Here is a 12,152-nt window from a genome sequence, read left to right as displayed (position 1 = left end):
TCCGAGTGTGATCTATCACATACACTTCGAACGTTAACTATCGCACCGCATGAATATGGGGAATCATGAAAAAAACCACAGCAGGTCTCACCTTCGCAGCAGTCGTTGGGCTTTCGGCCCTGTCTGCTACGCCCGCCATGGCAGTGACATTGCCATTCCAGAACTGTGACGCAGCAGCAGCGGTGGGTGTCTACAACATTCCCAAGGGCACACCCGGTTACGCACCTAAGCTCGACCGCAACAACGACGGCTTCGGATGCGACGCGCCGGGCACGCCGGCCTACGATGCTTCCATCGTGGCCGGGCTCGTTGCCAAGCCCGTCGCCACGGTGGCTCCCAAGCCCGTAGCCACGGTGGCTCCCAAGGCTCCGGTGGCTCCGAAGGCCCCCGTGGCCACGAAGGCTCCGGTAGCTGCAAAGCAGATCGTACGGGTTCCCGTTGGAGGTGCGGACACAGGTGTAGCAGTCAAGAGCACCGACAACTCCGCCGTCCTTGCGCTCGGGGGTGGCCTGGTCTTGGCTGCCGCAGCGGCCGGCACCTTTGTCGTTCGACGCCGCAACGCGTAATTTCACCTACGAACTGATCGGACATGCTTTCTCGAATGATTAGTTCCAGAAGGAGTTCCCGCAGAGGCCGCTTGGTCTCTGCGGGGATTGCCCTTTTAATTCTCACGGGCTGCTCTACTGCCACGCCGATGCAATCGTCCGGCCCGGAAGTGCCGTCTTCAGTTGCGTTCTCCGCCACTGCGACAGCGGGGCCGGTCGAGCCGTCCGCGGCGGGGCTCTCCGATGTAGCAACGACACAGTCGCCCGTGTTGGCAGCCTCGGCGCCGGTTTCACTAAACATTCCGTCCGTTCGTCAGCAGTCCACGCTTCTACAGCTCGGCTTACGGGCCGATGGATCTCTGGAAGTCCCGCCCGACGGACCGACCGCGCCGGCCGGTTGGTACAACGGTTCCCCAACGCCGGGAGAACGTGGACCGGCAGTTCTGCTGGGACACGTAAACGCAGTCGGCGGCGGACCGGGGGTCTTCGCCAACTTGCGCCGCTTAAAAGGCGGGGACACATTGGAAGTTGCACGTGCAGACGGGTCGACGGCGGTCTTCGAGTTCTACCGTGGAGAACCTTTTGCAAAGGATGCTTTTCCTTCGGAAACTGTCTACGGGGACACGGAAGGGTCAGAGCTCCGCGTAATTACGTGCGACGGCTACGACCCCGCAACCGGACTCTTTGATGACAACTACGTAGTTTTTGCGAAGCTACTATCGTCCCTGCCCTAGAGCACGGACATCCGCCACTCCGCCACCGCAACCATCGCGATCAGAGCAGTGGTCCGCCCCGGACAGCACGGGGGTGCACGGCGGAGATGGGCAGGCCTGCCTTTCGCATCGTGTCCACTGCGGGTTCGTGTGCTCGCCCTCGGCGGAATCCGGCGTTGATCACCACGGCGGTGCGTGGGTTCCAGCCGAAGGAACCCAGGAGCCGGAGTCATCCGAGGTGAGCCCCCGCGTTCATCGGTAATCCGGTTTGGTGTGATCGGCCAGCACAGTGCTGCCGCCAGCCCACCACGCGCCGCAGGCCGGGCACTTGATGTGCCACTCGTCGGTTCCGGGAAACTCGATCATCTCGCCCACGTTCTCACCGCTCGACGGGCACCACGCCTTCATGTCCTCCTCCTTTTGGAGGATCGCCTCTTGGATCATTATGAAGTCCAGGTCATCGTCGTCTCTGATCATGGTCGCGACCTTACGCTGGGTGACCGACATCCAACCTCCGGGGCCGCCGCGGTCTGGACGGAACCGCCGAGGTGTCTGGGGTGGCTGCAGACTCCTGCCGGGAAGTGGACCCGCCCGGCGTGCCTGATTCCTTCCCGGCCCGCCGGGGTGACTAGCCAGCCACCGCCGCCTTCGCCGCCCGCGAGGCCTCCATCCACTCGCTCAGCCACGGGGCCCGGACGCTGGAGGTGATGCGACAGTCGGCCACGAAGGTTCCCTTCGCGCCGGCATCGATCCAGTCCTGCAACGCGGAAAGGTCCGCCAGCGAGCGGATGATCGCCGATTCGGCACCAAGCGCCCGAGCGACGCCGCTGAAGTCCACCTCGGGGATCAGCATGGGCTTGACGGTCAGGCCCTGGGAGCCGTACTGGTGGATTTCGGCCCCATAGGCGGCATCGTTGTAGATCACGACGACGGCGCTGCTCGCCGCGCCAATCAGCGATTCGAGGTCGGACAGGCCCATCAGGAAACCGCCGTCGCCGGAGGCCAGCACCAGGGTGCGGCCCTCCTCCACCGCGCGGGCTGCCCCGACGGCGCTGGCGAGGCCCAGCCCGATGGTCTGGTAGGCGGTCCCCACCATCACCAGGTCCTGCGGCCGCGGGATGTTCCAGTACATCGGTGCCCAGCCGAGGAAGTGCCCGCCGTCCTGAACCACCGTGCGGCGCTCCGGCAGCACGGCGTCCAACGCGGTGGCCAGGGAACGCGGGTCCAGCCGGCCGTCCGCAGTCTCCTCGGAGCCCGGGTGGTGGGCCGGTCCTTCAGCCAGCCGCTTGCGGGCTTCCGCGCGCCACGCTCCGCCGCGCCCAGCGTCCGGCGAGGCCGCGCCCTCCAGCATCCGCAGGAGGTGTCCGGCCGCGGACTTCGCGTCCGCGCTGACGAACGTATCCACCCGCGGGTGCGTCGGCTGCAGGGCAGTGTCGATCTGGATGACGGTGCTGTCCGGGCCGAGCAGGTGCCCGAACCGCATGGTGAAGGCGCTCAGGCTTGCCCCGGCCACGAGGACCACATCAGCCTCACCCATAATCCCGGCTGCGGTGTCCGTGCCGAAGCCGCCCGCCACGCCGAGGTATCCCTCGCCTTCGAGGAGGTTGAGCGCCAGGGCGGTTCCGGCGGTCACGGCGCCGAGCCGGTCGGCGAGCTCCCGGAGCTCCGGACTGGCTCCGGCGAGGTGCGCGCCACGGCCGGCGAGGATCAACGGCCGCTTCGCCCCGGCGAGCAGGCGGGCTACCTGCCCAAGGCCGCCGTCGACGTCGTCCGTCACCGTTCGTGCCGGGGGTGCCGGAAGTTCCTCGTCCGCAGCCTCGAGGGCCGCGAGGTCGTAGGGGATGGCAATCACGACGGCGGTGCGCTTGGTGAGTGCGTACTCCACCGCCTGCCGGGTGATGGAACCCGCAGCGTCGCGGGTGACGGTGAACGTGGCGGCGCCGAGGCCTGCCGCGATGGCCGCCTGGTCCACGTCCCAGGGCCGGGCGCCGGTGGTGGGGGCGTCCCCGGTGACCAGCACGACGGGGATCTGCGCCTGGACCGCCTCGGCGAGGGCGGTCAGTGCATTGGTGTAGCCGGGGCCGTAGGTGGTGGTGCCCGCGGCGAGACGTCCCGACGTCCGGTAGTAGGCGTCGGCCGCGGCGATGGCGGCGCCTTCATGGCGGACGGCGGAGAAGCGGAGGCCCAACTTTTCCGCGGCGTCCAGGAAGTAGACGTTCCCGTTGCCCATGACGCCGAAGACATCGCTGAGATAGCTGCTGAGAATCTGCGCCACGCGGCCGGACACGGTGAGAGTAGTCATGCAGGAATCTTGTGCGCTGGTCCCCAGATAGGCAAGGGGGTCACGGTTGGCTAGGCGATTTGGCAGGTGCAAGATGCACAATTGAAAATATGACCAATTGTGGCCTGCGTCACCCGCACTCAGCCGGCAGCGCGGGGCTCCTGCTCGGAGAGCCGGCTCAGCAGTCCGTCGTAGCGGGGCGGCATGAGTTCCAGCACGGAAATGGCCGTGCTGGTCCGTTGAATCCCCTCGATTTCCAGGATCTGGTTGGTGATGCGATAGAGATCCGCCGTGCCGCGTGCCACCACCTTGGCCATGAGGTCCGCGTCGCCGGTCGTGGCGTGCACCTCGATGACCTCCGGGATCGCGGCGAGCCCGTCCTCCACCGCACCTGTCCGGGTCTGGCTGATGGACAGGGAGAGGAAGGCCATCAGTTCATAGCCGAGTGCGGCGGGATCCAGTCGCCGGCTGAAGGAGCGGAGGGCGCCGCTGCGCTCGAGCCGTGCCAGCCGGGCGTGGACCGTGTTCCGTGCGACGCCGAGTGTCCGGGAGAGTGCCAGGGCGCTGGCCTCCGGATCCTTATCCAGGGCCAGGATGATCCGGCCGTCGAGTGAATCCAGGGTGCGGGGGTGCAGGATGGTCATATTTTCACCGGAGACAGTAGAAGTTGAGCAGAAGTCCCAATGGGTTGAGCGTACCTTGCATTGTGGGCGGAGTCACAACCATGATCAGTCCTCATGACCCGTGATCAGCTCCTCACCGCACCGGACACCGCACTCCCCGCCCTTCGTGGCGCTGTGTCCGGCCTCCCGCCGTATGTCCCGGGCCGGCGCAGCGCAGGCATGGACATTGCTGCCCTTGCCAGCAACGAAAGCCACTACGAGCCGCTGCCCGCTGCCGCCGCCGCGGTGGCCGCAGCGGCCGGCACCATGAACCGCTACCCTGACAGCGCCGCCGTCGAACTCCGTGAACGGATCGCAAGCCACTTCGGCGTCACCGCCGGAGAGGTCGCGGTGGGACCCGGCAGCGTGGGCGTCCTCCAGCAGATCATCACCGGCCTGTGCGACGCCGGGGATGAAGTGATCTTCGCGTGGCGCTCCTTCGAGGCGTACCCCATCCTGGTGGAGCTGGCCGGCGCCCGGCCGGTCCGCATCCCGCTGGACACCTTTGAAGGCCACGACCTCGGGGCCATGGCCGCAGCCGTCACCGCCCGCACGAAGGTGATCCTGCTCTGCACCCCCAACAACCCCACCGGCGTGCCGATCAGCCACGAGCGCATCGAGGCCTTCCTGCAGTCCGTCCGTTCCGACATCCTCGTGGTGGTCGACGAGGCCTACGTGGAGTACGCCGAAGCGGGCAGCGGCCCCGATTCCCTGTCGCTCTACCGCCAGTTCCCGAACGTCTGCATCCTGCGCACCTTCTCGAAGGCCTACGGACTCGCCGGCCTGCGCGTGGGCTACGCCGTGGCGGCGCCGGCCATCGCCGAGGGACTGCGCCGCACCGCGCTTCCCTTTTCGGTGAGTGCGCTGGCCCAGAACGCTGCCATCGCGTCGCTGGACGCCGGGGACGAGATGGAATCACGGGTGACAGCCGTCAAGCAGGAGCGCGCCCGGATGGCCGCGCAGCTCGAAGCCCAGGGCTGGAAGCTGCCGCCGAGCCAGGGCAACTTCCTATGGATCCGTGCGGATGAGGGCCTCCAGGCAAGGCTCGTGGATGCGTTTGACCGCGCGGGCATCATGGTCCGGGCCTACCAAGGTGACGGGGTGCGGATCACCGTTGCCGGCCCCGCCGCCAACAACCGCGTGCTCCGGGTTTTGGAAGCCCACGCAGCCTAGGAACTTATCGACCCCTTATCAATCCGTTCCACAACCAGAGGACTCCCCATGGAACAACAGACAAAGACGTCTGGCCGCCCGCTCGGCGCCACTCTCAAACCCCGCCAGCTCACGATGATGGGTCTGGGAAGCGCCATCGGTGCGGGCCTCTTCATCGGCTCCGGGGCCGGCATCCAGGCCGCCGGCCCGGCCGTGCTGATCTCCTACCTCGTGGCCGGCACCCTCATCATTCTGGTGATGTGGGCCCTCGGCGAGATGGCCGCAGCAAACCCGGACAGCGGAGCCTTCTCCGTCTACACCGCCAAGGCCTACGGGCCGGTGGCCGGTGCCACGGTGGGCTGGCTCTGGTGGCTGCAGCTCGTGGTGGTCATCGCCGCCGAAGCGCTCGGCGCGGCAGGCCTGCTGGCCACCATCTTCCCGGCCCTGCCGGTGTGGCTGATGGCCTTCGTATTCATCGTGCTGCTCACCGCCGTGAACCTCACCAGTGTGAAGAACTTCGGCGAGTTCGAGTTCTGGTTCGCCCTGCTCAAGGTGGCAGCAATCGTCGGGTTCCTCCTAGTGGGTGCAGCCTTGCTCTTCGGCTGGCTGCCGGGAGTGCAGTCGCCGGGCTTGTCCAACTTCAGCGGTGCCGGATTCGCACCCAGCGGTTTCGCCGGGATTGCCACAGCACTGTTCGTGGTGGCCTTCGCGTTCGGCGGCACCGAGATTGTCTCCGTGGCGGCAGCTGAGACCGCCGAGCCGGCCCGCAGCGTGAAGAAGGCGGTCCGCACGGTGCTGTGGCGCATCCTGGTTTTCTACATCGCTTCCATCTTCATTATTGCGGCCGTGGTCCCTGTGGGTTCGGCGGGGCTGAAGAGTCCGTTCGCGGCGGTACTGGACGCCGCCGGCATGCCCGGCGCAGCCACCGCCATCACCCTGGTGGCCGTGGCGGCACTGCTCTCCGCGCTCAACGCCAACCTCTACGGCGCCTCCCGGATGGCGTTCTCCCTCGCCGAGCGGGGCGACGCGCCGCGCCTGCTCGCCTCGGTGTCCAAGGCACGGGTCCCGGTTATCGCAGTCCTGGCCAGCGTCGCCTTCGGCGTTGTCACGGTCGGGCTGGAGCTGGCTTTCCCCGATCAGGTCCTTCCCGTCCTGCTCAACATCGTGGGCTCGACCTGCCTGCTGGTGTGGACGTCCGCGCTCCTGGCCCAGCTCGCGCTGCGGCTCCGCGCCGACCGCGAGGGGACGGAGCTTCCCCTGCGGATGCCCGGCTTCCCGTGGCTGACGGGCTTTGGCCTGCTCATCCTCGCGGCGATCTTCACGGTGGGCTTCATCGGCGAGGACTCACGCCCCCAGTTGCTGAGCACTTTCTCGCTTGTGGCGCTGCTGGCGGTGGCGAACTGGTTGCACCAGCGGAACCGGAAGGTTCCGGTTTCTGTTGACGCTTCAGAGGATGACAAGCAGCCGGCGCTCGTCGACTAGTCCACTTGCCTGAACCGACTCGCGGCTTCGGGGCACTGAAGGGCGCGTCCGGACTGCCTGGGTTCTAGCGGTCGTTGCAACAACCCTAATTTTTGGGAGTTGCAACGACCGTCGGCGCGCCAAGAGGTGCCGAAGACTGAGTTTGCTGGCTGCGTGATCATCGAAGAAAAGCGCATTTACCCCGCCACGGGCAAACTCGAATACGGCACACCGAAATGTGCATGCCAGAACGCGGAGTGCCGGCACCGCTGGTGGTGAGGATCAGTTGATTCACCAGCACATATCCGGCCGGTGTCTCCAGCAGAAGGTCGATCCATACTTCCATCAGCTGGTTGTCTGCGCTGCGCCAGGCTACGGACTGTTCCGTAGTGACTGTCGCGCCGGGATACTGCTCGGCGAAAAACGCGAGCATCCGGTCGCCGGCTTCCACCACCACGGCCGCGTCGACGGCGGACGCAGCGCCCTAAGGTTCGACGGGCCCGACCGGCGGGTGAGGCTCGACGCGCCTACGGGGCGTCGATGAAGCAGTCCGCCACGTCCAGCGCACGGTCCAGGATCGCCAGGCCCTCGCGCAGGTCCTCCTCGCTGATGTTCAGCGCCGGCACCACGTGGAGGCGGTTGAAGTTCGCGAACGGCAGCAGCCCATTGTCCTTGCAGAACGCGACGACGGCGTCCATCGCCGGGCTGGAGGATCCGTATGGGGCCAGCGGCTCGCGCGTCGTGTGGTCTTTGACCAGCTCGATCGCCCAGAACATCCCGACCCCGCGGACCTCGCCGACGGACCGGTGACGGGCGGCCAGGTCCTCGAGCGCCGGCCGGACCACTTGTTCGCCGAGCTCGGCGGCGTTTTCGACCATGCGCTCGTCGGCCATAGCGTTTATGGTCGCGACGGCCGCCGCGCAGGCCAGCGGGTGGCCCGAGTAGGTCAGTCCGCCCGGGTACGCCCGCTCGCGGAAAGTGTCGAACACCGCGTCGGAGATCGCGACGCCGCCGAGCGGCACGTAGCCCGAGTTCACGCCCTTCGCGAAGGCCAGCAGGTCCGGGACCACGTCCCAGTGGTCGACGGCGAACCACTTGCCGGTGCGCCCGAAGCCGGCCATGACCTCGTCGGCGATGTACATGATCCCGTACTTGCGGGTCAGCTCCCGCACCCCGGCCATGTACCCGGCGGGCGGGACCATGATGCCCGCAGTGCCCGGCACCGACTCGAGGAGCAGTGCCGCGATGTTGGCCGCTCCCTCGAACTGGATGACGTCCTCCAGATGGCGCAGTGCCCGCTCCGTCTCCTCGGCCTCGGTGACCGCGTGGAAGGTGGAGCGGTAAAGGAAAGGCGCGAAGAAGTGCACGACGCCGGAATCCCCGTAGTCATTGGCGATCCGCCGCGGGTCGCCGGTCGCGTTGATCGCCAGGTGCGTGCCGCCGTGGTAGCTGCGGTACGCCGAGAGCACCTTCTTGCGCCCGGTGTGCAGGCGCGCCATGCGGATCGCGTGCTCGACCGCGTCCGCCCCGCCGTTGGTGAAGAATACGTGGTCCAGGTCCCCGGGGGTCAGGCCGGCGATGAGCCGGGCGGCCTCGGAGCGGGCGTCGTTGGCGTGCTGCGGCGCGATGGTGCATAGCTTGCCAGCCTGCTCCTGGATCGCGGCGACGACCTTCGGATGCTGGTGGCCGATATTCGTGTTGACCAGCTGCGACGAGAAGTCCAGCAGCCGCCGTCCCTCACCGTCCCAGAGACGGGTACCCTCCGCCTTAACCACGGTCATGGGATTGATCTTGTCCTGGGCGGACCATGAGTGGAACACGTGCGCGCGGTCCAGCTCGTGGGCCCGGCGCCCGGCGGCCAGCTCGGCCTCCGTGGGCCCGGTGCCAACGGAACCGGCGCCGGTGGTGGTGGAAGTCAGTGTCTCGGTCATGGTGCTCCTTCGGGGCGCAGTATGGGTGGGTGGCTAGTCGTTCTGCGGGAAGCCCAGGTTCAGTCCGCCGTGGCTGGGGTCCTGCCAGCGCGTGGTGACCACCTTGCCGCGGGTGAAGAAGTGCACGCCCTCGGTGCCGTGGGCGTGGGTGTCGCCGAAGAGCGAGTTCTTCCAGCCCCCGAAGGAGTAGTACGCCATGGGCACCGGCACGGGGACGTTGATGCCGACCATGCCCACCTGGATCTCGTTCTGGAAGCGCCGAGCGGCGCCGCCGTCGTTCGTGAAGATCGCGGTGCCATTGCCGTACGGGCTGTCGTTGACCAGCCGCACGGCGTCGTCGTAAGCGTCCACACGCAACACCGATAGCACCGGGCCGAAGATCTCGTCCGTGTAGATCGGCATCTCGGTGGTGACGTGGTCGAACAGCGTGGGGCCCAGGAAGAAGCCGGCGGGGCCCCCGGGTGTGGACTCGGCATCGAACTGGTCCGTCGCGGCGGCGTCGACGCGGCCGTCGAGGACCACCGTGGCGCCGGCGGTTTCGCCGGCATCGATGTAGCCGGCCACGCGGTCGCGGTGCGCGGCGGTGACCAGGGGCCCCATGTCGCAGCCGCGCAGGCCGTCGCCGGTCCGCAGGGAGCGGGAGCGCTCGGCGATCTTGGAGACCAACTCGTCGGCGATGTCGCCCACGGCGACCAGCGCGGAGACGGCCATGCAGCGCTCTCCCGCGGAGCCGAAGCCGGCGTTGACCGCAGCGTCGGCGGCCAGGTCCAGGTCGGCGTCGGGCAGCACCACCATGTGATTCTTGGCGCCGCCGAGGGCCTGCACGCGCTTGCCGTTGGCGGTGCCGCGGGAGTAGACGTACTGGGCGATCGGTGTGGACCCGACGAAGGAGACCGCCTTGATGGAGGTGTTGTCCAGGAGCGCGTCTACAGCCTCCTTGTCGCCGTTGACGACGTTGAAGACGCCGTCCGGCAACCCGGCCTCTTTCCACAGCTCGGCCATCCACACGGTGGCAGTGGGGACCTTCTCGCTGGGCTTGACGACGACCGTGTTGCCGGCGGCGATCGCGAGCGGGAAGAACCACATGGGCACCATGGCCGGGAAGTTGAACGGGGAGATGATGGCCACCGGGCCCAGCGGCTGGCGGAGGGAGTGCACGTCGACGTTGGTGGACGCACCCTCAGTGAAGCCGCCCTTAAGCAGGTGCGGCATGCCGCAGGCGAATTCGACGACCTCTTGGCCGCGGGTGACCTCGCCGAGCGCGTCGTCGAGGACCTTGCCGTGCTCGGCCGTGATGATGGCCGCGAGTTCGTGCTTGCGGGAGTTCAGGAGTTCGCGGAAGGAGAAGAGGACCTGCGCGCGGCGGGCCAGGGAGGTGTCGCGCCAGGCCGGGAACGCGGCGGACGCGGCGGCGACGGCGGCGTCCACATCTTGCTTGCGGGCCAGCGCCACGCGGCCGGAGACCTCGCCCGTGGCCGGGTTGGTGACGGCAGCGGTGCGCTCGGAGCCGGCCGCGGTGGAGGCGCCGGCGATCCAGTGGAGGATGGTCGGCGGGCCGGAGGTGGCCTCGGGGCGGGCGGACTGCTGGGTGATGGTCATCGTCACTCCTGGGGGATCGGGTGAGGGGTTCGGCCGTGCGGCCCTGCACCCATCTTGTCCGCCGCCCCTACCCCGCACAACAGGCAATGTGTCGGAAATCGGACGAGAATGCTTACACTGTGTCCATGCACCTCAGCGTCCGGACCCTCCTCGCCCTCCCAGAGCTCCAGGCGGCGGACCCCGAGCTCCTCGCCGGGGCCGAGGGCCTCGACGCCGCCGTCCGCTGGGTCCACGTCTCCGAGCAGGCCGGGGCGTCGGTGCTCCTGCAGGGCGGGGAGTTCGTGCTCAGCACCGGGCAGGCGTTCGACGGCGGGAGCCCGCTGGACGCGGACGCCGTGGCCGCGCACCTGCGCGGCTTCCGCGAGGCCGGCGCGGCGGGCATCGCCTTCGAGATCCTCGGGGACCGGCCGGCGACGGCGGCGCTGCTGCGCGGGGTCGCGGGGGCGGCGGGGCTGCCCGTGGTGCTCCTGCGCCGCCGGATCCGGTTCGTCGGCGTCACCGAGACCGTCCACCGCATGATCGTCGCGGATCAGGTGCGGCAGCTGGAGGCCTCGCGCCGCGTGCACGAGGCGTTCACCGCCCTCAGCGTGGAGAACGCCGGGGCCGGGGAGATAGTGGCCGCCGCGGCCGAGCTGGCCGGGCGCCCCGTGCTGTTTGAATCCCCGGACGGGACCGTGCTGCACGCGGGGGAGGGCGCCGGCGTGTTCGCCGCGGACCGGGCGCGCCACCGCGCCGGGGCCGCCACGGAGGACATGCTGACCGCCCCGGTCGCGGGGGCCGGGCAGGACTGGGGCCGCCTCACCGCCCCCGGAACCCCGCCGGACGACGCCGCCGCGGCCATGGTCCTCCAGCGCGCCGCCCAAGCCCTGGCCATCCACCACATGGCCGAGCGGGACCAGCGCGAGGTGGCCCGCCAGGCCGAGGCCGTGCTGGTCAACGAGCTGCGCCAGCCCGGGACGCTGACGGAGGAGCAGGCCCTGGACCGTGCCGCCGCCATGGGGTTGGACGCTGGCGTCGCGTACGTCCCTGTGGTGCTCGCGCTCGACGCCGGACGAGGCGGGCCGCTCGAGGCCCAGCGCCGCGGGCGGCTGGTCATGGACGCGCTCGCCCGGGTGGTGTCCGCCGCGCGGGCCTCGGCGCTGGTGGCCCGGCTGCACTCGGACCAGGTCGGGCTGCTGCTGGCTCTGCCGGCCCGTCAGCTCGAAGACCCCCTGCTGGCCCGCGTCTGCGCCGGCCTGGCGCGGACCGACCTCGACGGAAGCGGTGGTTCGGGGCAGGGAAGCGGCGCGGGGCAAGCGGGCGGCGCGGGTCGCGCCGGAGAGGGTCCCGGCGTCGGTCATTGGTGGACCGTGGGCGTCGGGCGCACCCAGGCGTCGCTGCTGGACGCGGCACTCGGGCTCGACGAGGCGGGGCACATCGCGCAGGGGGCAGCCTCCTTGCCCGCCGCCGAGCGCGCGCAGCGCCCGTACCACCGCTCCGCGGACGTGCGGCTGCGCGGGCTGCTGGCCGTCCTGCGCGAGGACCCGCGCGTGCGCGCCTTCGCGGAATCGGAGCTCGCCGACCTGACCCCGGCCGAGCTGGGGCTGCTCGAGCGGTTCCTGGCCGCCGGCGGCAACAAGACGGCGCTGGCGCGCGGGGAGCTGGTCAGCCGCCCGGCGCTCTACGCGCGTCTGGACCGGCTGGAGCGCCGACTGGGCGTGCCCCTGAACGACGCCGAATCCCGCGCCTCCCTGCACGTCGCCGTCCTGGTGTCGCGGCTCGGCTCGCACCCCAGCTCGCCCCCCGGTGCGCAGGCCGGCGCGCGGTGA

General features: G+C 69.1%; 11 protein-coding genes. 5 read left to right on the top strand and 6 right to left on the bottom strand.

Annotated elements, in window-relative coordinates; translation table 11 throughout:
- Positions 1-65: 65 nt before the first annotated feature.
- Together RCH15_RS10105 and RCH15_RS10100 are read left to right on the top strand one after the other, a co-directional pair.
- Positions 66-566, top strand: coding sequence for an excalibur calcium-binding domain-containing protein (locus tag RCH15_RS10105; protein WP_326960506.1), 501 nt, complete (start codon positions 66-68; stop codon positions 564-566).
- Between the two features lie 23 nt (positions 567-589).
- On the top strand, positions 590-1,279 hold the full coding sequence (locus tag RCH15_RS10100) for a class F sortase (RefSeq protein ID WP_326960504.1): 690 nt from the start codon (positions 590-592) through the stop codon (positions 1,277-1,279).
- Positions 1,280-1,510: 231 nt separating this feature from the next.
- Here RCH15_RS10100 and RCH15_RS10095 read toward each other — a convergent pair whose 3' ends face one another.
- The 3 genes from RCH15_RS10095 to RCH15_RS10085 all read right to left on the bottom strand — a co-directional run bounded on the left by RCH15_RS10095 (position 1,511) and on the right by RCH15_RS10085 (position 4,183).
- On the bottom strand, positions 1,511-1,735 hold the full coding sequence (locus RCH15_RS10095) for a hypothetical protein (RefSeq protein ID WP_326960502.1): 225 nt from the start codon (positions 1,733-1,735) through the stop codon (positions 1,511-1,513).
- 151 nt (positions 1,736-1,886) lie between these two features.
- The gene (locus tag RCH15_RS10090) at positions 1,887-3,560 is read right to left on the bottom strand and encodes a thiamine pyrophosphate-binding protein (RefSeq protein ID WP_326960500.1); all 1,674 of its coding nucleotides are present in this window, start codon (positions 3,558-3,560) and stop codon (positions 1,887-1,889) included.
- 119 nt (positions 3,561-3,679) lie between these two features.
- Positions 3,680-4,183, bottom strand: coding sequence for an Lrp/AsnC family transcriptional regulator (locus RCH15_RS10085; RefSeq protein ID WP_282360157.1), 504 nt, complete (start codon positions 4,181-4,183; stop codon positions 3,680-3,682).
- Positions 4,184-4,276: 93 nt separating this feature from the next.
- Here RCH15_RS10085 and hisC point away from each other — a divergent pair, with 93 nt between their 5' ends.
- Both hisC and RCH15_RS10075 read left to right on the top strand, forming a co-directional pair.
- Complete coding sequence (gene hisC / locus RCH15_RS10080) at positions 4,277-5,374, top strand: histidinol-phosphate transaminase (RefSeq protein ID WP_326960495.1); 1,098 nt, start codon at positions 4,277-4,279, stop codon at positions 5,372-5,374.
- A gap of 48 nt (positions 5,375-5,422) precedes the next feature.
- Positions 5,423-6,835 (top strand): amino acid permease, encoded by a 1,413-nt coding sequence (locus tag RCH15_RS10075; protein ID WP_326960493.1) that lies wholly within the window; start codon positions 5,423-5,425, stop codon positions 6,833-6,835.
- A 157-nt stretch (positions 6,836-6,992) separates the two neighbouring features.
- On the opposite strand, the gene RCH15_RS10070 is transcribed toward RCH15_RS10075, so the two are convergent.
- The 3 genes from RCH15_RS10070 to RCH15_RS10060 form a co-directional block, all read right to left on the bottom strand.
- Entirely contained in the window at positions 6,993-7,271 is a 279-nt protein-coding gene (locus tag RCH15_RS10070; protein WP_326960491.1) for a hypothetical protein, read from the bottom strand.
- A 70-nt stretch (positions 7,272-7,341) separates the two neighbouring features.
- Complete coding sequence (locus RCH15_RS10065; RefSeq protein WP_326960489.1) at positions 7,342-8,745, bottom strand: aspartate aminotransferase family protein; 1,404 nt, start codon at positions 8,743-8,745, stop codon at positions 7,342-7,344.
- 33 nt (positions 8,746-8,778) lie between these two features.
- Positions 8,779-10,344: a CoA-acylating methylmalonate-semialdehyde dehydrogenase gene (locus RCH15_RS10060; protein ID WP_326960487.1), complete on the bottom strand. Its 1,566-nt coding sequence runs from the start codon at positions 10,342-10,344 to the stop codon at positions 8,779-8,781.
- A gap of 125 nt (positions 10,345-10,469) precedes the next feature.
- Between RCH15_RS10060 and RCH15_RS10055 the strand changes: the two genes are divergently transcribed.
- Entirely contained in the window at positions 10,470-12,152 is a 1,683-nt protein-coding gene (locus RCH15_RS10055; protein ID WP_326960485.1) for a PucR family transcriptional regulator, read from the top strand.

Source organism: Arthrobacter sp. MP_M4, assembly GCF_035984855.1.
Lineage (GTDB): Bacteria > Actinomycetota > Actinomycetes > Actinomycetales > Micrococcaceae > Arthrobacter.
The sequence above is the reverse complement of the archived record's forward strand: the minus strand, read 5'-3'. Positions and strand labels throughout refer to the sequence as shown.